Annotated in this window: 24 protein-coding genes, 1 tRNA gene and 1 other RNA gene; 3 read left to right on the forward strand and 23 right to left on the reverse strand. The window is 73.1% G+C overall.

Annotated features, from left to right (window positions below; all coding sequences use genetic code 11):
* Positions 1–61: 61 nt before the first annotated feature.
* The 8 genes from WIS52_RS13170 to WIS52_RS13205 all read right to left on the reverse strand — a co-directional run bounded on the left by WIS52_RS13170 (position 62) and on the right by WIS52_RS13205 (position 7,169).
* Positions 62–1,327 carry an ABC transporter substrate-binding protein gene (locus WIS52_RS13170; protein ID WP_349298502.1) on the reverse strand — a complete coding sequence of 422 codons (1,266 nt, stop codon included), beginning with the start codon at positions 1,325–1,327 and terminating at the stop codon, positions 62–64.
* Positions 1,327–2,445 (reverse strand): branched-chain amino acid ABC transporter permease, encoded by a 1,119-nt coding sequence (locus WIS52_RS13175; protein ID WP_349298503.1) that lies wholly within the window; start codon positions 2,443–2,445, stop codon positions 1,327–1,329. Before WIS52_RS13175 ends, WIS52_RS13170 begins: the two co-directional genes overlap by 1 nt.
* On the reverse strand, positions 2,438–3,316 hold the full coding sequence (locus WIS52_RS13180; protein WP_349298504.1) for a branched-chain amino acid ABC transporter permease: 879 nt from the start codon (positions 3,314–3,316) through the stop codon (positions 2,438–2,440). The genes WIS52_RS13175 and WIS52_RS13180 overlap by 8 nt, the downstream gene beginning before the upstream one ends.
* Positions 3,313–4,188 (reverse strand): ABC transporter ATP-binding protein, encoded by an 876-nt coding sequence (locus WIS52_RS13185; protein ID WP_349298505.1) that lies wholly within the window; start codon positions 4,186–4,188, stop codon positions 3,313–3,315. The genes WIS52_RS13180 and WIS52_RS13185 overlap by 4 nt, the downstream gene beginning before the upstream one ends.
* Positions 4,176–4,985 (reverse strand): ABC transporter ATP-binding protein, encoded by an 810-nt coding sequence (locus WIS52_RS13190; RefSeq protein ID WP_349298506.1) that lies wholly within the window; start codon positions 4,983–4,985, stop codon positions 4,176–4,178. The genes WIS52_RS13185 and WIS52_RS13190 overlap by 13 nt, the downstream gene beginning before the upstream one ends.
* Positions 4,986–5,267: 282 nt before the next feature.
* A complete protein-coding gene (locus WIS52_RS31700) occupies positions 5,268–5,702 on the reverse strand; it encodes a Mu transposase domain-containing protein (protein ID WP_379611421.1) in 435 nt (144 codons plus the stop codon).
* A 441-nt stretch (positions 5,703–6,143) separates the two neighbouring features.
* Positions 6,144–6,216: transfer RNA gene (locus tag WIS52_RS13200), tRNA-Ala, on the reverse strand.
* Between the two features lie 71 nt (positions 6,217–6,287).
* Entirely contained in the window at positions 6,288–7,169 is an 882-nt protein-coding gene (locus WIS52_RS13205) for a TrmB family transcriptional regulator (RefSeq protein ID WP_349298507.1), read from the reverse strand.
* 392 nt (positions 7,170–7,561) lie between these two features.
* Here WIS52_RS13205 and WIS52_RS13210 point away from each other — a divergent pair, with 392 nt between their 5' ends.
* Complete coding sequence (locus WIS52_RS13210; RefSeq protein ID WP_349298508.1) at positions 7,562–8,098, forward strand: gluconokinase; 537 nt, start codon at positions 7,562–7,564, stop codon at positions 8,096–8,098.
* Between the two features lie 4 nt (positions 8,099–8,102).
* Here WIS52_RS13210 and yczR read toward each other — a convergent pair whose 3' ends face one another.
* Positions 8,103–9,557 carry a MocR-like transcription factor YczR gene (yczR, locus tag WIS52_RS13215; RefSeq protein ID WP_349298509.1) on the reverse strand — a complete coding sequence of 485 codons (1,455 nt, stop codon included), beginning with the start codon at positions 9,555–9,557 and terminating at the stop codon, positions 8,103–8,105.
* Positions 9,558–9,679: 122 nt separating this feature from the next.
* On the opposite strand from yczR, the gene yczE reads away from it, so the two are divergent.
* Positions 9,680–10,270: a membrane protein YczE gene (gene yczE, locus WIS52_RS13220; RefSeq protein ID WP_349298904.1), complete on the forward strand. Its 591-nt coding sequence runs from the start codon at positions 9,680–9,682 to the stop codon at positions 10,268–10,270.
* Here yczE and WIS52_RS13225 read toward each other — a convergent pair whose 3' ends face one another.
* From WIS52_RS13225 to WIS52_RS13235, 3 genes are read right to left on the reverse strand one after another with little or no spacing between them, the layout of a single operon-like run.
* Positions 10,271–11,008 (reverse strand): DsbA family protein, encoded by a 738-nt coding sequence (locus WIS52_RS13225; RefSeq protein WP_349298510.1) that lies wholly within the window; start codon positions 11,006–11,008, stop codon positions 10,271–10,273.
* Entirely contained in the window at positions 11,008–11,541 is a 534-nt protein-coding gene (locus tag WIS52_RS13230; protein ID WP_349298511.1) for a MauE/DoxX family redox-associated membrane protein, read from the reverse strand. Before WIS52_RS13230 ends, WIS52_RS13225 begins: the two co-directional genes overlap by 1 nt.
* 48 nt (positions 11,542–11,589) lie before the next feature.
* The gene (locus WIS52_RS13235; RefSeq protein ID WP_349298512.1) at positions 11,590–13,086 is read right to left on the reverse strand and encodes a cryptochrome/photolyase family protein; all 1,497 of its coding nucleotides are present in this window, start codon (positions 13,084–13,086) and stop codon (positions 11,590–11,592) included.
* Between the two features lie 81 nt (positions 13,087–13,167).
* On the opposite strand from WIS52_RS13235, the gene WIS52_RS13240 reads away from it, so the two are divergent.
* Complete coding sequence (locus WIS52_RS13240; protein WP_349298513.1) at positions 13,168–13,896, forward strand: VIT1/CCC1 transporter family protein; 729 nt, start codon at positions 13,168–13,170, stop codon at positions 13,894–13,896.
* Between the two features lie 7 nt (positions 13,897–13,903).
* Here WIS52_RS13240 and WIS52_RS13245 read toward each other — a convergent pair whose 3' ends face one another.
* The 11 genes from WIS52_RS13245 to WIS52_RS13295 all read right to left on the reverse strand — a co-directional run bounded on the left by WIS52_RS13245 (position 13,904) and on the right by WIS52_RS13295 (position 22,958).
* Positions 13,904–14,095 (reverse strand): ferredoxin, encoded by a 192-nt coding sequence (locus WIS52_RS13245; RefSeq protein ID WP_349298514.1) that lies wholly within the window; start codon positions 14,093–14,095, stop codon positions 13,904–13,906.
* A 64-nt stretch (positions 14,096–14,159) separates the two neighbouring features.
* Positions 14,160–14,544: a transfer-messenger RNA gene (ssrA, locus tag WIS52_RS13250) on the reverse strand.
* Positions 14,545–14,646: 102 nt separating this feature from the next.
* Positions 14,647–15,879 (reverse strand): saccharopine dehydrogenase family protein, encoded by a 1,233-nt coding sequence (locus WIS52_RS13255; protein WP_349298515.1) that lies wholly within the window; start codon positions 15,877–15,879, stop codon positions 14,647–14,649.
* A 148-nt stretch (positions 15,880–16,027) separates the two neighbouring features.
* Positions 16,028–16,945, reverse strand: coding sequence for an amidohydrolase family protein (locus tag WIS52_RS13260; protein WP_349298516.1), 918 nt, complete (start codon positions 16,943–16,945; stop codon positions 16,028–16,030).
* Positions 16,946–17,057: 112 nt separating this feature from the next.
* Positions 17,058–17,543, reverse strand: coding sequence for an SsrA-binding protein SmpB (smpB, locus tag WIS52_RS13265; protein ID WP_349298517.1), 486 nt, complete (start codon positions 17,541–17,543; stop codon positions 17,058–17,060).
* 28 nt (positions 17,544–17,571) lie between these two features.
* On the reverse strand, positions 17,572–18,474 hold the full coding sequence (gene ftsX, locus WIS52_RS13270) for a permease-like cell division protein FtsX (RefSeq protein ID WP_349298518.1): 903 nt from the start codon (positions 18,472–18,474) through the stop codon (positions 17,572–17,574).
* A complete protein-coding gene (gene ftsE / locus WIS52_RS13275) occupies positions 18,475–19,164 on the reverse strand; it encodes a cell division ATP-binding protein FtsE (protein ID WP_349298519.1) in 690 nt (229 codons plus the stop codon).
* 154 nt (positions 19,165–19,318) lie between these two features.
* On the reverse strand, positions 19,319–20,068 hold the full coding sequence (locus WIS52_RS13280) for a LolA-like protein (RefSeq protein ID WP_349298520.1): 750 nt from the start codon (positions 20,066–20,068) through the stop codon (positions 19,319–19,321).
* Positions 20,065–21,168, reverse strand: a complete 1,104-nt coding sequence (gene prfB, locus WIS52_RS13285) for a peptide chain release factor 2 (protein WP_349298521.1) — start codon at positions 21,166–21,168, stop codon at positions 20,065–20,067. The genes WIS52_RS13280 and prfB overlap by 4 nt, the downstream gene beginning before the upstream one ends.
* 49 nt (positions 21,169–21,217) lie before the next feature.
* Complete coding sequence (locus WIS52_RS13290; RefSeq protein ID WP_349298522.1) at positions 21,218–21,727, reverse strand: PadR family transcriptional regulator; 510 nt, start codon at positions 21,725–21,727, stop codon at positions 21,218–21,220.
* 205 nt (positions 21,728–21,932) lie between these two features.
* Positions 21,933–22,958, reverse strand: a complete 1,026-nt coding sequence (locus WIS52_RS13295; protein ID WP_349298523.1) for an acyl-CoA dehydrogenase family protein — start codon at positions 22,956–22,958, stop codon at positions 21,933–21,935.

Raw genomic sequence — 22,958 nt, forward strand, 5'->3', positions numbered from 1 at the left:
CGATCTCCTTGTCGGACACGGAGCCGTCCCGCCCGCGCGCGGCGCGGCGGCGACTCGCGGATCAGGGCTGTTGGTGGGGCGCCCGGTAGTCGGCCGCCTCGGGCGCGGTGAACAGCGGGGCGGCCTCGGTCAGCCCGCCCTCGGCGTCCGGGTCCACCGTGGCGATGGAGACCCCGCGGGCCGGCGGGGCACCCGGGACGCTGTAGTCGAGCGGCGCGACCAGGTCCTCGGTCGTGACCGACGTCAGCGACTGCAGCGCGGTCTGCACCCCCGCCCGGGTCAGGTCGCCGTTCTCGCAGGCCTGCTCCAGCACCGCCTGCCACACCAGTCCCTCGACGTACCCGGCCTGGACCCCGAGATTGCGCGGCTTGTCGGGGTAGGTCGCCCGGTAGTCGTCGGCGATCTCCCGGGCCTTCGGTGTGCTCGACGAGAACGGCGGGCTCGACGCGACCACGTACAGCTTGTCCAGCGTCCCGGCCGCCGGGCCGTCCAGCAGCGCGGCGTCGAAGATCGGGTTGTTGCCGAGCACCGGGACGTCCAGCCCGAGCGCGGCGTTGGTCGCCGTGGCCGATGCGGTCTGCCCCGGCGTCGTCGTCAGGACGATCGCCGTCACGCCGGCGCCCTTGAACCCGGTGACGATGTTGGCCAGGTCGTTGTCCGTGGAGGTGATCCTGGCCTCCCGCACGGTCATGCCGTGCCGGGAGGCGTAGTACTGCGAGCCACGCAGGCCGTTCCCGCCGAACTCGCCGTCGATGTAGATGTGGCCGATCGTGTCGCCGTTGGCGATCAGTCCCTGCTGCTGCAGGTAGGCCAGGCCGTTGATGATCTCCAGGTCGTAGGTCGTCCCGATCATCATGATGTTCGGGTTGTCGAGGATCTCCGACGACCACGACGCCGGTGCGGTCAGCACGTTGTCGTCGATCAGGTTCTGCTTGAGCGCGGCGAGCACCGGTGACCCGACGAGCTGGGTGATGCCGAGGACCTTCGGTTCGAGCTGCGGGTAGAGCGCCTTCGCGGTGTCCGCCTGGTAGCCGTGATCCACGATCTCGAGCGCCATCTCGCGGCCGCAGATCCCGCCCGCAGTGTTGACGTCGGCGACCCACAGCTCGTTACCGCCGGTCAGGGCCTCGGAGAAGTTCTTGAACACCCCGGTTCGGTCGGTCATGACGCCGAGGGTGATCGTCGTGTCCGTGACGCCCTTGTCGGTACGGACGCCACCGGACTCGCGGCTCGCCGCACCGTCGTCCGCGGTGCTGCCACACGCGGCCAGCAACAGGCCGGCGGCGAGGCCGCCTGCGAGCACGGCCAGATGCCTGCGCACGATCATCATCGATCTCCGTTCCGTGAGGTGAGCCTGCGGCCGACGGCGGCGAGCCCGCCGGGTTCGAACAGCACGACCAGCACGATCGCCGCGCCGTAGACGAAGGCGCTGATCAGCACGGGGGACAACGTCCCGATGGACCAGCCGAACTCGGTGGCGCCCAGGGTGAGCAGCTGTGGCAGGCCGTTGACCAGCACCGCCCCGGCGACGGCGCCGGGGATCGAGCCGAGCCCACCGATCAGCACCATCGCCAGGAACGCGATCGCGACGGTGATCGAGTAGGTGCCGGTGAACTCGTTCTCGTCCGGCTTGACCAGGTCGAGCCACAGCGCCGTCATCACGCCGGCGAGCCCGGCGAAGGCCGAGGACACCGTGAAGGCCTGGGCCTTGGCCCGCGCCACGTCGACGCCCATGGCGGTGGCCGCGGCCTCGTTGTCCCGCACCGCGCGCCACGCACGACCGACCCGGCTGCGCACGGCGCCACGGGCCAGCAGGTACGCGCCGGCGGCCAGGACCAGGAACAGGTACCAGAGCCGCTGCTGTTTCTGGATCGCGACGCCGAGGATCGTCGGCGCCGGGTCGGAGTTGGCGAAGCGGAACCCGAACAGCTCGAACGTCGGCGGGGTCCGCCCCGTCGACGTCCCGCCGGAGAGCATGTCCAGCGACTGGCCCAGGTAGAGGCCCAGGAACACCAGCGAGAGCGAGGCGACGCCGAGGTAGATCCCGCGCAACCGCCCCGAGACCGGCGAGAACGCCAGCCCACCGAGCGCGCAGATCGCCACCGCGCCGACCACCGCGAGCAGCGGCGGCAACCCCAGCCCGACGAGATCGCCCGATTCCCCCGGCTCTCCCGCCAGGACCGCGTAGCTCACCGCCCCGACCAGCAGGAAGAACGGGTGGGCGAGCGACAGCTGCCCCGCCTGCCCGACGAGCAGGGTCAACCCGACCGCCCCGACCACGCCGATCAGCACGTACTGCCCCGCCTTGAGATAGGCGACACCGGCGAACACCGGGAACAGCACCAGCACCACGATCAGCACGACGACCGCGGCGATCGTCGGCCAGGAGCGACGGGGCCCGCGCGCCGGAGGCGCGACGCGTTCGGCTTCGAGGACCTCAGACACGACTGAGCTCCCTCGTCCCGAACAACCCGCTGGGCCGGAACACCAGGACCGCCAGCATGACCAGGAACACCGCGCTCTTGGAGAACTCGAACGAGATGTACTGCGCGGACAGCGCCTCGGTGAGCCCCACGACCAACCCGCCGACGACCGCTCCCCCGGTCGAGTCGAGCCCGCCGAGGATCGCGGCCGGGAAGGCGATCAACGCGATCGCGTGCGTCCCGTGACCCAGCCCCGCGCCGGTGAAGTCCTGCGTCGCCATGAACAGCACCGCGACCCCGGCGAGCGCGCCCGCGAGCAGCCACGCGGTCGCGGTGACCCGCGAGCTGCGGATCCCCATGAGCGCCGCGGCCTCGGGGTTCTCCGCCTGCGCCCGCATCGCGACACCCCAGTTCGAGAACCGGAAGGCCAGGAAGAACGCGGTGATCAGCACGGTGCCGACGAGCAGCGCGACCAGCTGGGTGCGGAACACCGTCAGGCCCGCGAGCTGGATCGGGGCCGCGTCGTAGGGGTCGCCGATGAACGGGATGTCGTTGCCCAACCGCCGGACGATCTCCTCGGTGAGGACCACGTCCACCCCGATGGTGAGCAGCGCCAGGCTCTTGTCGTCCGCGCCGTGAGCGTTGCGCACCAGCAGCCGTTCGATCAGCAGGGCGGCGACCGCCGCGGCGGCGATACCGAGTGCCGCGGCCCCGGCCCAGCCGAGCGCGTCCCGCGAGGCGTAGACGAGGTAACCGCCGACCAGCACGAGCGAGCCGTGCGCGAAGTTCACGACCCCGGTCGCCTTGAAGATGATCACGAAGCCGAGCGCGAGCAGCGCGTAGACCGCGCCCTTGCCCAGCCCGTTCAGCACCAGCTGCAGGAACGTGTTCATTCGGCCACCCCCAGGTAGGCCCGCACGACCTCGGGGTCGGCCTGCACCTGCTCGGGTGGCCCGTCCGCGATCAACCGGCCGAAGTCCAGGACGCTCACCCGGTCCGCGATCCCCATCACCAACCCCATGTCGTGTTCGACCAGCAGGACCGAGATCCCCAGCGCGTCCGCGAGATCGCGGATCGTCACGCCCATCTCGGCGGTCTCGGTGGCGTTCAGACCCGCGGCCGGCTCGTCGAGCAGCAGCACCGTGGGCTCGACCGCGAGGGCGCGGGCGATGTCGACCCGCTTCGCCACCCCGTAGGGCAGGGCCGCGACCGGGTCGTCGAGCCGGTCCTCGACCCCGAGGAACGCGCAGATCTCCTCCGCCCGGGCCACGTGCCGCCGCTCGGAGCCCCGCCCCAGCCGCAGTCCGCCCGCCAGGAACCCGCCCCGGGTCAGCGGGTGTCGGCCGAGCAGCACGTTGTCCCGGACCGTGCTGTGCGGGGAGAGCGCGATGTTCTGGAAGGACCGTCCGACGCCGAGCGCGGCGAGTGTGTGCGGTGCCGCGCCGGTGAGCACCCGCTCCCCCAGCCGGACGCGGCCCGACGTCGGCCGGTACAGCCCGCTGATCACGTTGAAGCAGCTGGACTTGCCCGCGCCGTTCGGGCCGATCAGGGCGTGCACCGCACCCGGTGCGACGGTGAACGACACCTCCGACAGGGCCGTGACCCCGCCGAACCGGAGCGTGACCGCCTCGACCGACAGCGGCGCGACGTCCTCGCGCACCGTCCCTTTCCGGTCGGCCCCCTCGGCCTGCTCTCCGTGCTCCGCCTGCTCTGCCGGATCTGCTTGCTCCGACGACGGCATCCGCGGTGAGCTCATCCCGCCCACCTCGACAGGCTCCGGCGCGACCGGTGGACCCGCGCCTCGGCGACCTCGGCCTCCGCCTGCTCCTCGGACTCGGCGTGCCCGCCCAGATAGAGACGCTGGACGTCGTCGCTGGCGGCGAGCTCGGCTGCCGGGCCCGCGAGCGCGATCCGCCCGACCTCGAGCACCACTGCGGACTCGGCGACCTCCAGCGCCATCGACGCGTTCTGCTCGACCAGGACCACCGCGGTGCCCTGGGCATGGATCTCGCCGACGATCCGGGCGATCCGGCCCACCATCTGCGGGGCCAGGCCGAGCGACGGCTCGTCGAGCAGCAGCAGGTCGGGACCGGACATCAGCGCGCGACCGATGGCGAGCATCTGCTGCTCGCCGCCGGACAGCAGCCCGGCGCGTTGGCCCGCGCGTTCGGTCAGCACGGGGAACAGCTCCGCGACCCGGGCGCGAGCAGCGGTGCGTACCGCGGCCGAGCGTGCGCCCAGCCCACCCGCGCGCAGGTTCTCCTCCACGGTCATCCGGGCGAAGACCTGACGCCCCTCGGGCACCGCCACCGCCCCGCGCCGCACGATCTCGGCCGGGTCCTGCCGGTCGATCCGCTCGTCCCGCAGCCGGATCTCGCCCGCCGAGACCGCCCCGCCGTGCAGGCGCACGGTGCCCGACACCGCGCGCAGCAACGTCGACTTCCCGGCACCGTTGCCGCCCAGCACCGCGAGCACACCATCGGTCTCGACCGCCAGGTCGATCCCTTCGAGTGCGCGCACCGAGCGCCCGTACCGGACCTCGAGTCCGCGCACGCTCAGCACGGTCGACCGCCGTGCGCACCGGTGGAACCGCGAGCTGACCGTTGAGCCTGGTACGACGTCATCGTCGTCCTCTCGTGAGAACCCCTGCCGAGACGATCCGGCGCACTGCGGTAGGTGACGCAGCGCAGCGGCGACCGGACGAGGCAAGCGCGGACGTGGTGGAGCGTTCGGCGGATCAGCGGGATCGGCCGACGAACGGCGCTCGAGGCCGCACGACCTGTGGGCCGTCGACCTCGCGGACGAACAACGATTCGCTCAGAGCGTCCTGTGCTGACGGGAAAGCTAGCAGTGCACAGGAGCCTTCACAAGAGAGAAAGCGACCGATGGTTCGCATCTCGCGGACCAGCCGTCCGGGACCCGGCCGCTAGCTGTTCTGCGCGGTGAGGTTGAAGATGCGGTCGTAGTCGGCCAGGTCGCGGTGCTCGACGCTGGCGTCGAGCCCGGTCGGGTCTGGGCACGACGCGCGCTGCGCAGCCGGCCCGCCGCAGCGGCGTGAACCGGGTCGGTGACGCTCTGATGCCGCGCCCAGCACCTGCGGTGACGGGCGACCTCGACGCCATCGCAGGTGACCACAACCTGCCCGAGGTCCGCGACCAGATCGACACGACGCCCGATCACCGCGGGATGCACGGAATTGTCGTCGGCGTCGCCGTCAAGTAGCGGTCGGGGATGACGGCTACGTGTCGTGGAAAGTCGTGGAGCAGGTCGCGGATCCATGGGGGAAGGTCCCCCTCACCGGGGCAGGGAGAGCCTCGTTCCGCACGTCGCGGAGTACAGGACGCGGGTCGAAGAAGGGCCCACCGCCGTGACTGCCCGTCGCGAAGGCACCACTACGTACCGAGGGCCTACCTGCGAGCATGGAGTCCCGACGGCACCCGCGTCCGCGTGGTCGACACCATGAACGGCCAGGACCAACTCCAGACCGGCTACCCAACCAGCCCTCTCACACCCGGCCCTGCCGGCCCGGGCCGTGGCGTCGATGCATGTGTCCTGAGATCCGGAGCAGCGTGCTCCAGACTGGCTCCAGTTCAGGATCTCAGTGGACTCGAACAAGAGTATTCAAGATGATCATATTAGGATCAAGAAATTCTCCGTCGTCGCAGGTTAGCAACGCAGAAGGCCGGAACCAGCAGCCTGGTTCCGGCCTCACGATCAGAGTGGAGCTGAGGGGATTCGAACCCCTGACCCCTTGACTGCCAGTCAAGTGCGCTACCAGCTGCGCCACAGCCCCTTGCGACATGGAGGACACTACACGCCGCATTCCCCGGCCCACGCAGGGGGGTGCACCCCGTGGCCGGCCGCTCAGCCGGTCCGGCGTTCGGGCTCGTCATCGTCGTCGGGGTCGCCCGGACCGGGCGCACCGAGGGCGGCGGCCCGCAGCTCGCGGAGCCGGGCGATGCCGGGGTCGCCGAGCCAGAAGTCGGCGAACCCGTCGTCGGCGAACCGCTCGGCGACCATGTGCAGGGCGATGTCGTGCCGCACGTAGTCCTCGGCGAGCAGCACGGTCGCCGGGTCGTCGGTGTAGAGTCCCCAGCTCTGCTCGGCGCTCAGCCCGCCGATGACCGCCTGCCGCCGGTCGGCGACGACGACCAGCAGCCGCCGCCCGAGGTAGGCCTCGACGACGTCCGGGCTGGAGAACCGGTGCTCGGTGGTCCAGCCGACCGGGTCGTCGTCCGGCCCGAACACCACGGCCGAGACGTGCACGCCCCACTCCTCGGCCCGGCGCACGATCGGCTTGAGCTCGTCGAGGTCCTGCGGCCAGCCGGACACGAACAGCTCGGTACGAGCCGACGCGACGACGTCCTCGGCGCGGTCGACCAGCGTCCGGCGTTCGGACAGCGAGTGCACGAGCCGCACCTGGGACGGCGACATCAGCGACGGGAGCTCGCTCTCCAGGGTGTCCAGCGAGTGGTCGAAGTCGCGGCGCATCCGCTCCAGCAGCGACGCCGGCGGCAGCGGGACATAGCCGACGCCGTCCACGTCGCCGCGCACCTCGTAGGCCGCCCCGCGCCCGACGAGCTTGCCGAGCGTCTCGTAGACGGTGCTCCGGGGCACCCCGGAGCGCTTCGCCACCTCGTAGCCGTTCGCCGGCTCGCCCGCGGCGACCAGGGCGACGTAGGCCTTGGCCTCGTAGCCCGACATGCCGAGGTTCTGGAGCTCCTCGATCACCCGCTGAACCGACATTGCGAGATCATCTCACTCGATAGTTCCGGACGGACGGCCCGGTGCGACACCGAGCATCCGGACCCGTACCGGGTCCGGAATGTGGTCGATCGCGGACGACCGAGTGCTACGTCCCGCGACACCTGTTCATCACAATCGCGGACGCGGCTCCGGCAGGGACACGCAGCGCCGATCGCCGGGGCGCGCCGTCCGCGAGACCCCCGCCGGTGTCGCGATCCTCTCATTTCCGGACGGGACCGGCAGCGCGCGACGCAGAGCGTTCCGGGCGGGAAGCGCACGGACGTGACACCGGCGGCGAGCGGGCGCGGGCGCGCGTGCGCACGATCACCGCTCGCCGGGGTGTCGATACGATCAGACTCGACACGGATCCACCGTCGGCGAGGAGCCGCCCGATGACGACGCAGCAGCCCGATCCCCAGCCGGCCGCACCGCTGGTCGTCGTGATGGGGGTGTCCGGGTCGGGCAAGTCCACCGTGGGCGCCGCTCTCGCCGCCCGCCTCGGCCTCGGGTTCACCGACGCCGACGGTCTCCACCCCGCGGCGAACGTCACGAAGATGAGCGCGGGTGTGCCCCTCACCGACGACGACCGGTGGCCCTGGCTCGACATCGTCGGCGCCGAGCTCGCCCGCCACGACGGCTCCGGACTCGTCATCGCCTGTTCGGCGCTGCGCCGCGCCTACCGCGACCGGCTGCGCGGGCACGCTCCGCACGCCGCGTTCCTGCTCCTGCACAGCGACCGGGACGTGCTGCTCGCCCGGATGACCGGGCGCGACCACTTCATGCCGCCCGCGCTGCTGGACTCCCAGCTCGCGACCCTCGAACCGCTCGGCGACGACGAGGCCGGACTGACCCTGGACGCGGACCGGCCGGTCGGCGAGCTGCTGGACCTCGCGGTCCCGGAGCTGTCGGGGCCCCGGACCCACGCCTGAGCCGTCACACCACGAGTTCCGTGTCGACGTCCGCGGCCGCCCCGGCCGGGTGGTGCGGCCCGCCCGCGACATCGGCGACCGCCCGCCGGAGCCGCCGCACGGCCTCGGTCAGCACCGGCTCGGGATGGGTGTAGGGCAGCCGCAACCGGTCGTCGAAGGCGTGCCCGGCGCCGAACCGCGGGCCGGGCGCGAGGTTCAGCCCGTACCGCGGCGCGACCGCCGCGAGCGCGGTGGACCGCGGGGCACCGAGGTCGCACCACAGCGCCAGGCCGCCGTCGGGCACGACGACGCGCCAGTCCGGGAAGGCCGCGGCCAGCTCGGACACCAGGTGGTCACGACGGGCGCGCAGCATCCCCACCCGCTCCGCTCGCAACGCCTCGACGGCGTCCAGCACCTCGACGGCGATCAGCTGCTCGAGCACCGGCGGGGACAGCTGCGCCCGGGCCAGACGCCGTCGCATCCGGGCCGCCTGCTCGCGGGACGCGCGGACCCAGCCGACCCGCAACCCGCCCCAGGCGATCTTGCTCAGCCCGCCGACGGTGACGACGTCGTCCTCGTGCGGCGCGTGCGCCGCGCACGGCAGCGGCATCGTGGCGTCGTGGCGCAGGTCGAGGTCGGCGAACGTCTCGTCGACGATCGTGACCACCTGCTGGCGGGCGAGCCGGGCCAGCAACGCCGCGCGGCCCGGGTCGTCCAGCAGCGCCCCGGTCGGGTTCTGGAAGTCGGCCATCAGGTAGGCCGTGCGGGCCGCGGTCTGGCGGGCGGCCCGCGGCAGCGCCGTCTCCAGCGGCTCCCGGTCCAGCGCGACGGGGACGGCCCGGACGCCGGCGTCGGCGAGCACGTCCAGCGCCGACGGGTAGGTGGGGTGCTCGACGAGCGCCCGGTCCCCCGCCCCGGTCAGCACCGCTGCCGCGGTGCCGATCCCGTGCAGCGCACCGGAGGTGACGACGATCCGGTCGGGGTCGGTGGGTACGCCGCGGGCGGTGAACCGGGCGGCGACGCGCTCGCGGAGCTCGGGCAGGCCGTCCGGGCCGTAGCCGTGCCCGTCGAGGCGGTCCTCCAGCCGATCGACGGCCCGGCGCACCAGCGCGGCCATGGCCCCGGGAGCGGCCGGGGCGCCGTGCGCGAGATCGATCGTGTCCGCGCCGACCGGTCCCGGCACCCAGGCCCCGTCGATCCGCAACGGTCCGTCCGGCAGGCGTACCCGGGTGCCCGCCCCCTGCCGGGTCTCGGCCCAGCCGTCGTCGCGCAGCTCGCGGAAGGCGTGCGCGACGGTGACCCGGCTGACCTCCAGCGCGGCGGCGAGCACCCGTTCGGCCGGGAGGCGGGTGCCGGCGGGCAACCGGCCGTCGCCGACCAGTACCCGGATCGCCTCGGCGATCCCGCGGTAGGCCGGCTCCCGTCCGCGCCGGACGTCGCCGAGCAGGCCGGCCAGCCGACCGGCGTCGATCCCGTCCATGCTTCAGTCCGATTCAGTCCAGTTCCGGCGGATTGGCTCGATGACGTCGTACCAGTTCGCAGGGAAACATGCCGGACGTGACGATCGGGGGGAAGGGCGGGACGACGCGCTGGTCGCTGCGGATGCCGCGGCGCACGCGCCGGCTGACCCAGCTGGTGCTGGGGCTGGCCGGCTATGCGGTGTCGATGGCGCTGATGGTCCGGGCCGGGCTGGGATCGATGCCGTGGGACGTGCTGCACCAGGGGCTGGCCCTGCGGACCGGGCTGTCGTTCGGCACGGTGACGGTGCTGGTGGGCGGCCTCGTCCTGCTGCTGTGGATCCCGTTGCGCGAGCGGCCGGGTATCGGGACGGTGGCCAACGTCGTCGTCATCGGGGCCACGGTGGACGTCGCGCTGGCGGTGATCCCGGTGGTGGACGGCCTCGGTGCCCGGATCGCGCTCGCCGTCACCGGCATCGTGCTGAACGCCGCCGCCACGGCCGCCTACATCGGCGTCGGGCTCGGGCCGGGGCCTCGCGACGGGCTCATGACCGGCTTCGCGGCCCGCACCGGCCGCTCGGTGCGGCTGGTGCGGACCACGATCGAGGTCGTCGTGGTGCTCACCGGCTGGCTGCTCGGCGGCACGTTCGGTCTGGTCACCGTGGCCTACGCGCTCGCCGTCGGACCGCTGGTCCAGTGGTTCCTGCCCCGGTGCACGGTCCGGGTGCGGGACTGATCAGCCGATCGCGTTCGACAGCCAGCCGGAGTCGTTCAGGTCGACCGTCGCCCCGTTCACCACGACGGTCGGGGTGGCCAGCCGGCCACCCGGGGCGGCGACCGGGTCGGCCGCAGCCGCGTTCGTGGCGTCGGTGACGGCCTGCGTCTGGCCCTGCGCGGTCACGCAGCCGGTGAAGTCCCCGGTCGCGCCGAGCTCGGAGCCGAGCGCGGCGAGCTCCTCGACGGTGCGCCCGGCCGCGCCCTCCCGGGGCTGGTCGGTGTAGAGCCGGGAGTGGTAGGCGGGGTAGATCCCGGCGTCGACCGCGCAGAGCGCCGCATTGCCTGCGCGGGTGGAGTACCCGGGCGGGTTCGAGCGGTCGTCCAGGATCGCGATCGTGTGGTAGCGGACCACGGCCCTGCCCTCGTTGAGCGCTCCTGTGATCTCGCCGCCGTAGAGGCGCTCGAACTGCGCGCAGGCCGGGCAGAGGTAGTCCTCGTAGACGTCCACCTTCACCGGGGCGGCGGGGTCCCCGGCCGTGACCACCGCGCCGTCCCGGGCCACGGCGTAGGTCGGCTCGACGTCCTCGCCGCGCTGGTTCTGCCAGGCGGTGTACAGGCCGGCGAGCAGCGCGACGGCCAGCACGACGCCGCCGAGGACCAGCCCGCGGCTCGGACCGCCCTTCTTCGGCGGTGTGATCCCGGCGGCCTGCAGCCGGGCCTGTGCCGCCTGCCGCCGTTCCCGTTCGCTCTGCGCCATCAGCTCGTCCTCTCCGTCCTGCCCGGTTCCCGGGCGTCATCGTCCGTGCCGCGCGCCGGGCCGTCGTCGCCACCCCGACGGATCCCGTCGACGGCGGCCAGTGTGCGCGGCCGCACCGACAGCCAGACCGCGAGCGCGAGGAAGCCCAGGTCACGCAGCAGCGACGAGAGGTAGCGCTCCTCGCCCGCCGCGACCGGCCCGCCGCCGCCGAAGCACCCGCAGTCGATCGACAGCCCGCGTGCCCAGGCCTGGACCAGCCCGGCGATGAACCCCAGCAACAACAGCCCGCTGACGAGCGCCGCCAGCCGGGTCCCGGCACCGGCGAGCAGCAGCAGGCCCAGCGCGACCTCCAGCGGCGGCAGCACCGACGCCACGACGAGCACGGCACCGTCGGGCAGCACGTCGTAGGCGTCGACCGCGACGGTCGTGCCGATCGGGTCCGCGATCTTGAGGCCACCCGACACCAGCCACACCGTCGCCAGCCCGAGGCGGACGGCGGTGCCCGCGAGGTCGAGCAAGCGGTCGCGCGTCACGACCGCAGAGCCTAGCGAGGGGGTCGCGGGGGCCCTCCGGACGCGTCTTCAGAACTCCTCGCGCGCGGACTCCTGTTCGAGCAGCGCGTCCAGGTCGGACAGCTGGTCCATGGTCGCGACGGCCCGCTTCGTCCGGTGGTTCGACTCCATCACTCCCCGGTGCCGGTGCACGAACTGCCAGTACCCGGCGGTGAACGGGCAGGCCTTCTCCCCCACCCGCACCTTCGGGTCGAACGCACAGCCCGAGCAGAAGTCGGTCATCCGGTCGATGTAGGCGCCACCGGAGGCATACGGCTTGGTGGCCATCCTCCCGCCGTCGGCGTGCTGGCTCATGCCAATCACGTTCGCCGGCATGACCCAGGCGAAACCGTCGACGAACGCCGTCGCGAACCAGTCGTTCAGCTCGGCCGGGACGTAGCCGCGCTGCATCGCGTGGTTGCCGAGGATCATCAGCCGTGGGATGTGGTGGGTCCAGCCACGATCGCGCACGTCGGACAGGGCCGAGGACAGGCACTTCGCGGTGACCGCGTCGGCGTCGAGCTCGCTCCACCAGTCGGGCAGCGGGGTGCGGGCGCGCAGGTGGTTGCGCCGGGTGTAGCCGCGCCCGAAGCGCCAGTAGAGCTGCCAGACGTACTCCCGCCAGCCGATCACCTGCCGGACGAAACCCTCCACACTGGACAGCCGGGCGGTGCCGTCGTGATAGGCCTGCTCGGCGGCGTGCACCGCCTCCAGCGGATGCAGCGCGCCGAGGTTCAGCGGCACCGACAGCAGCGAGTGCGCCATCGCCCAGTCCTGCGCCAGGACGGCGTCCTCGTACGGACCGAACGTGTCGAGCCGGTGGCGGACGAAGTGCGCCAGGGCCTTCGTCGCCTCGTCGTGGGTGACGGCGAACCGGCGCGGGCCGTCCTCGCCGACCATCGGCCAGTCCGCGGCGTCCAGGTCGGCGCGGACCCGGTCGTCGATGTCGTCCTCGCGCGGCTTCCACGGCGCCTTCACGCCCAGGGTCGTGGCGTCCTTCGGCGGGGACTCGCGGTTGTCGTGGTCGTAGTTCCACTTCCCGCCGACCGGGCTGTCGCCCTCCATCAGGATCCCGAAGCGCTCCCGCTGGGCGCGGTAGAACTCCTCCATCCGGAAGGTGTCGCGGTCGCCGGCCCACTCGTCGAACTCGTCCTTGGACAGCGCGAAGGTCGGGGTCGGCCGGACCTCGGTGACCAGGCCCTCCTTCCGGAACCGCTGCACCATGTCCGAGGCCGGGAACGACGTCGGCTGGTGCACCAGCACCGGCCGGCCCACCTTCTCCAGCGCCTCCCGGTAGGTGCCGGTGCGCAGGTAGGTGACCCGGTCACCGAGCTGCTCGGCCAGGTGCCGCATCCCGGACAGCACCAGGTGCAGCTTCTGCCGGTGGTAGGGCTTGCGGCCCAGTGCCCGGGACGACTCGACGAGCACGATCTCGCGGCCGGCGAACTCCTCGGTGTCCCAGACGTGCGGGCCGAGCTGGTCGGCGAACAGCCAGAGCGGCGGGTCGTCGGTGCTGCGGTCGGGCATCGGGCCAGTGTCGGTGCGCCGGTGCCGCACCGCGCGTCGAACGGACGCGCCCCACCTGTCGGGGGCCCTATCGTTGCACCTATGAACGATCCGGAGCTCGAGGCGGAGCTGGCGGCGCACACCCACGACCACTCCCACCGCGACGTCTCCGGGGGCTGGCTGCGGGCGGCCACGTTCGGCGCGATGGACGGGTTGGTGACGACGATCGCGCTGATCGCGGGCGTCGGCGGGGGCGGCGCCGGACGGGACCTGATCGTGCTGACCGGGCTCGCCGGCGTCGTCGCGGGGGCGTTCTCGATGGCGCTCGGCGAGTTCGCCTCGGTCGGCACCCAGAACGACGCGGTGGACGCCGAGGCCGCGGTCGAGCGGAGGGAGCTGGCACTGCACCCGCGGGCCGAGCAGCACGAGCTGGCCGAGCGGTTCCGCGGGATGGGGCTGTCCGCGCCGACCGCCGCGGCCGTCGCCCGGGAGGTGCACGCCGACCCCGAGGTGGCGCTGCGGATGCACGTCAGCCAGGAGCTGGGCGTCAGCCTGGACGACCAGCCGTCGCCGTGGGTGGCGGCGGTGTCGTCGTTCGCGGCGTTCGTCGTCGGCGGGATGGTCCCGCTGCTGACGTTCCTGTTCGGCCTCGGGTCACTGCCGCTCGGGCTGGCCGTCGGCGGCGCCGGGCTGCTGGTCGCGGGCACGCTGACCTCGCGGTTCACCTCGCGGTCGTGGTGGTCGGCGGCGCTGCGCCAGCTCGCCTTCGGCGCGGTCGCGGCCGGGGCGACCTACCTGGTCGGGATGCTGATCGGCGTGGGCGCGGGCTGAACCGTACTCAGTCCTCGACGCTGATCACCCTGGCCGGGCAGACGTGCTCGGCCTCCTTGACCGCCTTGCGGTGCTCCTCGGACGGGCTGTCGGTCAGCAGCTCGACCAGCCCGTAGTCGTCCTGGTCGAAGACATCGGGGTCGGAGACCACGCACTGCCCGGCCCCGATGCAGAGGTCCTTGTCCACCGTCACGCGCATGACCGACAGGATGCCACGACGACGGCCCCGCCCCGGAGGTTCCGGGACGGGGCCGTGGTCGGATCGGTGGAGGTGCCGGGAATCGAACCCGGGTCCTCCGTCGGTTCACGAGGGCTTCTCCGTGCGCAGTCCGCTAGGTCTCTACTCGGATCCACCGGTCACGCGAACAAGCCGGTGTGACGATCCCAGCCGCTGTGAGGTGTCCCTTGCGACTCCGCGGCCGAGTCGCAAGGTGAGTCCCCTGAATGATGCCGGGAACCGGAGCGGGGACGCCTCCGGCCCGACAGCCCCTACCTGAAAATCAGGCAGCGAGCGCGTAAGCGCTCTGCGGGGCAGTGCGACTGTTGTCGGCACTTATTTTTTTGCGACGCATGGTTAACGAGATCATCGTCGCCTTCCTCGGCACGCTTCACCTCGATCAACGATCGGAGTCGAAACCGTTCACCCCCTGGTCAGGTTCGCTGTCCACCTGCGGTCCGCGTCGACGTACCCACGCGGACGTCCCAGCATAACGCGGACGCCCCCGCCGATCATCCCGGTTCCCCGGCGCGTCACTCGCGGGTGACGGCGTAGGTGTGGCCGGCGGCGCGCAGCCGGTCCACCAGGACGTCCCCCATCGCCGTCGCCGGGGTCAGCGACCCGGCCCGGTCCGGCAGCGCGGTCCCGCCGAGGGCCAGCGCGAGCCCGCTCTCGCCGAGCATCACCGCCGTCGCGGCGTAGCCGGGGTCGCCGCGCCCGCCCACCCGCACCCGGTAACGGGCGCCCGACTCGGACGGCGCGCGCACGTCCATCCGGAACCAGCCGCGGGCCCGGGTCCGTTCCGACGGCCCCGCCCCGGGCGCGGGCAGCACGCGGTCGATCAGCGGGCGCAGCGGCGCGAACGAGAGCGACCCGACGAGCGCGCCGAGCCCACCGGTGACGCCGGCCGCGACGGCGGCGCCGGCCGGCCCGCGGCCACAGCCCTGCAGCTCGCCGTAGCGCAGGCCGCGGCCGTAGGCGTGGCCGAGCAGCGCGTTGCTGCGACGCACGATCCGGGTGTTGTAGGACGCCATGACGAACGGCGCCGTCCAGGTGCCGTCGTCCAGCCGGGCCGGCCGGGGCGCGTCCGCGGGTTGCGACGGCGTCGGCTCGGCCGTGCGGTCCGGGCTCAGCGCGTGCGGGTCGGCGGCCCGCCGGCGTGCCGCCCGGTCGTCGCGGACGGTGTCGAGCTGGCCGCGCAGCGAGTCGAGCGTCCCGCCGCTGAAGCCACCGCGCATCGACGCGACCGTGCGGACCTCGGTGAGGTCGCCCGCGCCGTCGGCCGCGGCGGCCCGGTGCGCCAGCCACACCCCGAGGTCCGACGGGATCGAGTCGAACCCGCAGGAGTGCACGATCCGGGCTCCGGTGCCGGCGGCGATGCCGTGGCAGCGGTCGATCGCGTCCCGCACGAACAGCACCTCGCCGGACAGGTCGGCGTAGTGCGTGCCGGCCCGGGCGCAGGCCTCGACGAGCGGCAGCCCGTAGCGCGCGTACGGACCGACCGTGGTCAGCACGACCCGCGACGAGCGGGCGAGCCGGTCGAGCGACGCCCGGTCCGCGGCGTCGGCGACGATCGTCGGCCAGTCCCGGGCCGCGGCGGGCAGGCCGGCGCGGGCCTCGGCCAGCTTCGCCGCCGACCGGCCGGCCAGCGCGATCCGGACATCGGGCGGTGCGTGCTCGGCCAGGTAGCGGGCGGTCAGGGCGCCGACGAACCCGGTCGCGCCGTACAGCGCGATGTCCACCGGGTCCTGCTGGGGGTAGGACACGAGTACCTCCTCGAAGCGGAACGGGTCGCGGATCCTCGCCGAGATGCAGCTCAGGGCGCCTGGGCGGGTCCCGGGAAGACCCTGAGCTGCATCTCGACGGTCGGACCGGGACGCGTCAGGGGGCGGGCGGGGTCACGGGTCGGAGGGGTCACGGGTCGGAGGGGCCGCCGAGGAGCTCGGCGGGGGCGTCGTGCAGCACCGAGCGCAGGAACGCGCGTCCCAGACGGGGGTCGGCCGCCGCCCAGTCGTGGATCGCCCGCAGCTGCTCGGCGTAGGGGTAGGGGATGTTCGGGAAGTCGGTGCCGAGCACCACCCGGCCCGGGAACTCCGCGAGGCGCGACGGCCAGTCGGCCGGCAGCGTCGCGAACCGCTCGCTGAACGGCGTGCCGACCATCGTGGTGTCCAGCACCAGGTTCGGGAACCGCTCCAGCAGCTCCAGCGCGCCGCGGTAGTCCGGCATCCCGGCGTGCGCGAGCACGATCCGCAGGCGAGGGTGCGCCTCGAGCACCTCGGCGAAGATCCCCAGCCCGGTGTGCTCGCCCGGGATCGGACCGTCTCCACAGTGGACGACGGCCGGGACGCCGGCGTCGGCGAGCAGCCCCCAGGCGTCGCGCAGGTTCTCGTCGCGCGGGTCGAACCGGCCGACCTGGACGTGCACCTTCACCATCCGGGCCCCGCCGGCCACCGCGGCGCCGAGGTACTCGGTCACCGACGGCTCCGGATACAGGGTCGCGGTCCGGACGGCGCGCGGGTGGGCGTCGGCGAACTCCGCGGCCCAGCCGGTCAGCCAGCCGGCCATACCCGGCTTGTGCGGGTAGGTCAGCGGCGCGAACCGCAGCACGCCGAGACGTTCCAGGATCGCGTACCGCTCGTCCTGCGGCAGCCGGTAGTGCACCGGCCAGGCGACGCCGTAGTGCGTCTCGGCGTCGTCGAAGTAGGCCCAGACCTTGTCCAGCATCCGCTGCGGGAGGAAGTGGACGTGCGCGTCCACCAGGCCCGGCAGGTCCAGGTCGGCGGTCCAGCGTGGGACGTCGGCGTCGTCGCCGGGCGGATCGGGGAGGTCCACGACCCCACCGTAGGCCCGGCACCGCCCCGCCGCGCACCGCACGACCCGGACATTCCGCCCCTGCGCGTCCGATCACCCGACCCGGCGCGGCCGCTCACCCGACGTGGTGAGATCAGCGCAGCGAACGGGCGCGGCCCTTCGCGGCCCGGCCGACGGCGCGCGCCATCTCCCGCTGCGCGTCCTTCTTGGCCAGGTCCTGGCGCTTGTCGTAGTCCTTCTTGCCCTTCGCCAGCGCGAGCTCGCACTTGACCTTGCCGTCGTTGAAGTACAGCGACAGCGGCACCAGGGTGAGCCCGCCCTCGCGGGTCTTGCCCATCAGCCGGTCGATCTCCCCGCGGTGCAGCAGCAGCTTGCGGGTGCGCCGCGGCTCGTGGTTGGTCCAGCTCCCGCGCACGTACTCCGGGATGTGCAGGTTGCGCAGGAAGATCTCGCCGTCGTCGATGGTGGCGAACGCGTCCACCAGCGACGCCCGGCCCAGGCGGAGGCTCTTGACCTCGGTCCCCTTCAACGCGACCCCGGCTTCCAGCTCCTCCAGGATCGCGTAGTCGTGCCGGGCCCGGCGGTTCTGTGCGATCACCTTGCGGCCCTGTTCCTTCACGGGACCGAGGGTACCCGCGACGGAACGATCACACCTTCACATATGCCCGCAGCGTGGCGTAGCCGGTGATCCCGGCGACCAGCCCGCCGACCGGGACGAGCAGCACCGACACCAGCAGCACGTCGGACAGCCGCACCGGCGGGATCACCCCGGCCTGCCCGATCGCGGCGATCAGGTCGTCCACGACGGCGTACTTGGCCGCGACCAGCCCGGCCCCGGCCAGCGCCCCGCCGACCATCCCGGCGATGGCCGCCTCGACCAGGAACGGCAGCTGGGTCGTCCAGCGCGTCGCGCCGACCAGCCGCATCACCCCGACCTCGGTCCGCCGGGTGAACGCCGACACCTGCACCGTGTTCGAGATCAGCAGTACCGCGGCGAGCGCCTGCACGACGGCGAGCGCGAACGCCACGTTCCGCACGCCGTTCAGGAAGTCGAACAGCGTCCCGACGACGTCGCGCTGGTCGATCACGCCCCGCACGCCCGGCTGTCCCTCGACGACCGCGCGCACCGCCTCCGCGCCGCCGTCCTGGTCGGTCAGCGTGACGCGCAGCGTCGCCGGCAGCGACTGCGGCCGCGCCACGTCGGCGACGGACTGGCCCGCGAACAGCTCGCGGAACCGGTCGTAGGCCTGCTCCTGGGACTCGAACGCGACCGCGCCGACGCCCGGCGCGGCCTCCAGCGAGGAGCGCAGCGGTGCGCAGACGAGGCCCGAGCAGTCCGGGTCGGCGCCCGAGGTCTCCGCGTCCAGCGCGACCTGGATCTCGAGCCGGTCGGCGTAGAGCGCGGAGATGTCGTCGATCGTGCGCAGCACCAGCAGCCCGGCGCCGACCGACATCAGGGTGACGGCGGTGGTCAGCACCATCGCCACCGTCATGGTCACGTTGCGCCGCAGGCCGGAGGAGACCTCGCGGGTGAGCAGTCCGGCGCGCATCTACCGGCCCGCCCCGTACACCGCGCGGGCCTCGTCGCGCAGCACCGTGCCGTCGGCCAGCTCGATCACCCGGCGCCGCATCGCGTCCACGATGGAGTCGTCGTGGGTGGCCATCAGCACCGTCGTGCCGCCGCGGTTGATCCGCTCCAGCAGCCGCATGATCTCCCGGCCGGTCTCCGGGTCGAGGTTGCCGGTCGGCTCGTCGGCCACCAGCAGCGGGGGCCGGTTCACCGACGCCCGCGCGATCGCGACCCGCTGCTGCTCACCGCCGGACAGCTCGTGCGGCATCCGCTCGGCCTTGCCCTGCAGGCCCACCATCTCCAGCAGCTCGGGCACCGCGACCCGGATCTCGGACTGCTTGCGGCCCAGCACCTCGAGCGCGAACGCGACGTTCCCGGCGACGCTGCGCTTGGGCAGCAGCCGGAAGTCCTGGAACACGCAGCCGATCCGCTGGCGCAGCTTCGGCACCTTCCGGCGGGGCAGCCGGGCGACGTCCAGCCCGTCCACCCGGATCGTGCCGGAGGTGGGGACGTCCTCGCGCAGCAGCAGCCGCAGCAGGGTCGACTTGCCCGATCCGGACGGTCCGATGAGGAACACGAACTCGCCGGAGTCGACCGTCGCCGACACCCGGTCCAGCGCCGGGCGGCCGGACGCCGGGTAGCGCTTGGTGACGTCCCGCAGCTCGATCACGGAGCGAGACGGTACCGCCGCACGTAGTACACAGGCCGTGACGACACGCGCAGGGCCGGCATCACAACCCCGCCGAGATGCAGACCAGGGCTTCCCGGAGATCCACAAATCGCCCAGGTCTGCATCTCGGCGGCGTTCCGGGCCGGCCGCCCGGTCAGGGGGCGGTGACCTCGACCGGGAGGCCCGGGTCGGCGACGTCGACGACGATTCCCTGCGCGCTCGCGTCGGCACCGGCCGGTTCGAGCTGCAGCCGGAGCAGGCGCCCGCGATCGGGCTCCGCGGCGTCCGGGGCGCCGAGCCAGGCGGTGACCCGCGGCGTCTCCGAGACCAGGCCGGCGAGCTCGTCGTACCGGGTCGCGGTGGCCGGGCCCGGGGCCTCGGCGCGGGCCGCGGCCAGGTCGAGGGTGCCGGAGTAGCGGACCGCCGGGACGCCGTCGATCTCCGAGGTGCCCGGCTCCTCGGTGACGTCGCGCAGGCCCGCCACGGCGTCCAGGGCGCCGGTCATCGCGCCGACCGGGACCATCCCCGGCGACAGCGGCTGCCAGCGGTCCGCGCCGCCGAGCCGGAGCCATGCCTCGTCGCCGAGCACCCGGACCTCGGCGCCCCGGGTGCCCAGATCCACGGTGAACTCGGCGGCGAACGGGTCGAACCGGACCGGGCCGTTCGCCAGCACGGGGCCGGCAGGACCGTCGAGCTCGATCCCGAGGCGGGCCGAACCCGCGTCGGTCACGGCGCGGGCCGCATCGGCGACAACGACGTGCGCCGGCGGGGGCGGGTCACCCGGGACGGGCCCGCCTTCCGCATCCACCGGTCCGCCGGTGCACGCCGTGAGCACGAGCAGCGTCAGCACGCCGAGCAGCGTGGCACCGATCGACGACCGGGCCGCGGCGCGGAGTCGGCTCACCCGGCCTCGTTCTGCTTGCGCCAGCGGATCCCGGCCTCGACGAAGTCGTCGATCTCGCCGTCCAGCACCGAGGAGGGGTTGTTCACCTCGTGGCCGTTCCGCAGGTCCTTGACCTGCTGGTACGGGTGCAGGACGTAGTTGCGCATCTGGTTGCCCCAGGACGAACCGGAGTCCTTGAACTGGTCCATCAGGGCCCGCTCCTCCTGCCGGCGCCGCTCGAGCAGCTTGGCCTGCAGCACGGTCATCGCCGACGCCTTGTTCTGGAGCTGCGAGCGCTCGTTCTGGCAGGCCACCACGATCCCGGTGGGGATGTGGGTCAGGCGCACCGCCGAGTCGGTGGTGTTGACGCCCTGACCACCCGGCCCGGACGCGCGGAACACGTCGACCCGCAGGTCCTTCTCGTCGATCTCGACGTGGTCGCTCGACTCCACGACCGGCGCCACCTCGACACCGGCGAACGACGTCTGCCGGCGGCCCTGGTTGTCGAACGGCGAGATCCGGACCAGCCGGTGGGTGCCGGCCTCGACCGAGAGCGTGCCGAACGCGTACGGCGCGTGCACGGCGAAGGTCGCCGACTTGATGCCGGCCTCCTCGGCGTAGGACGTGTCGTAGACGTCGGTGCCGTAGCCGTGCCGCTCGGCCCAGCGCAGGTACATCCGCAGCAGCATCTCGGCGAAGTCCGCCGCGTCGACCCCGCCGGCCTCGGCGCGGATCGTCACCAGCGCCTCGCGCTGGTCGTACTCACCGGACAGCAGGGTCCGGACCTCCAGCGAGGCGATCTCCTGACGGAGCTTGGCGCGCTCGGCGTCGGCGTCGGCGGTCGCGGACTGGTCCCCCTCGTCCTCGGCGAGCTCGTAGAGCACGGGAACGTCATCCAGACGGCGGCGCAGGTCCTCCAGCCGTCGCAGGTCGCCCTGCGCGTAGGCCAGCCGGCTGGTGATCTGCTGGGCGGCGTCGACGTCGTCCCAGAGGTCCGGCCGGCCCGCCTGCTCGGACAGCTCCTCGATCTCCTGGCGCAGCGCGGGCACGTCGGCGACGGCCTCGATGCTGGACAGGGTCGTGTCGAGGTCCTTCAGGTCGGCCTGGACGTCGGGGTTCACGACGCCCGAGGGTACGCGGGTGGGTGCCCCCGTCACTCCTCGGGCACCGCTACTCCTCGGGCACCGAGTCGATCAGCTTGATCATCGCCCGGGTGTGCGCCACGGCGAAGTCGGCGACCGGCTTGGCGTACGGGTCGTCGGTGGCCTTCGCCTCTGCGCGCGCGGTGGCGAGCCGCTCGGTGTAGGCCTCCTTGGCCGAGGCCAGCAGCTCGGTGCGCTGCTTCACGGTCAGCGACCCGGCGTGCAGCAGGCGCAGCACCAGCGGGCTGCGCACCGCGTCGGCCTCACCGCCGCCGGCCAGCCAGGCCTTGAAGGCGCGCTTGCCCGCGGCGGTGACGACGTACTGCTGGCTGGCCCGGGGACCCTGCTTGCCCAGCCGCAGCAGTCCCTCCTCGGTCAGCGCGGGCAGTTCGCGGTACACCTGGCTGCGGGTGACCGAGAAGAACAACCCGAACCTCTCGCCCGCCGCGGAGACCAGTTGCCCACCGGTCATCGGCCCGCCGTGCAGCAGGCCGAGGAGTGCGGCGGCAGTGGCGTTGACCGTTGTGACCGGAGCCATCTCCAGACGGTCCCACGTACCGGCCCGCACCGCGAGTCCACGATGCACCCGGCTGCACGAAAGTGTGTCGCGGGACCGGACAACCCCTCCTGCCTGGGACGATCCTCCGTCGACTTCGGACCATGATCAGCAGTCCGCGGTGGGCGATTCGTCTCGATCTGCCCGTCCCGCACCGACTCGGGTCCATTGTGACCTCCGGCGGCGCTCAGATCGTCAGGGCCGCGATCCGCTCCCGATGGGCGGCCACGTCGCCGTACTGCCCGGCGAGCCGCTTCGCGCGCTTGTGGAACAGGTGCGCCTCGTGCTCCCAGGTGTAGCCGATCCCACCGTGGTACTGGATCATCGCCGCGGTCGCCTGCAGCGCGACGTCGCTCGCCTTGGCCTTCGCGACGGCGACGGCCAGGTCGACCCCGTCGGGTCCGGCACCGCCGAGTCCGGCGTCGACCGCGTGCGCGGCGTAGAGCGACGCGTGCTCGGCCATGGTGACGCCGACGTGCAGGTCGGCCAGCGCGTGCTTGATCGCCTGGAACGAGCCCACCGGGACGCCGAACTGTTCGCGGTCGCGGTCGTAGGCGACGGTGCGGGTGAGCGCTTCGCGGGCGATGCCGGTCAGGTCCGCCGCGACCAGGACGCGGGCGCGACGCTCGAGCTGCGCGCGCACCTCGGCGGTCAGGCCCGGGAGCGGCTCGGCCGTCCCGCCGGTGAGCGCGGCCAGCCGGGTGGTGCGGTCGAAGCTGCCCACCGGTGTCGCGGACGCGCCGCTGACCAGGGCCGGCTCGTCCCACACCGCGACGACGTCGGCGATCCCGCCGTACTCGACCGCGGGCAGGGTGCCGTCCGCCGCCGTCCGCGGCGCGGCCGCGCCGATCGCGTCCCCCGCGGCCAGCCGGGGCAGCCAGGCCGCCCGCTGCTCGTCGGAGCCGGCCAGCCGGATCGTCTCGGCCGCCAGCACGGTGCCCCGCCAGGGCCCCGGCGCGACACCGGCACCGAGCGCGCGGGCGATCACCTGGGCCTCGACGAGGCCGAGCCCCAGACCGTCGTACGCCTCGTCGACGGTGACGGCGAGCCAGCCCTGCTCCCCGGCCGCCTTCCACAGCGAGGCCGGGTTCCCGCCGGAGTCCGGCTCGTCGACGACGGCGGCGCGGACCGCCGCCGGGTCGAACCGCTCGCTCAGGTAGCCGCGCACGGCCGCGCCGAACTCGCGCTGCTCGTCGGTCAGTGCGAAGTACAC

The sequence above is a fragment of the Pseudonocardia nematodicida genome (assembly GCF_040105385.1).
In the GTDB taxonomy this organism is placed as follows: domain Bacteria; phylum Actinomycetota; class Actinomycetes; order Mycobacteriales; family Pseudonocardiaceae; genus Pseudonocardia; species Pseudonocardia nematodicida.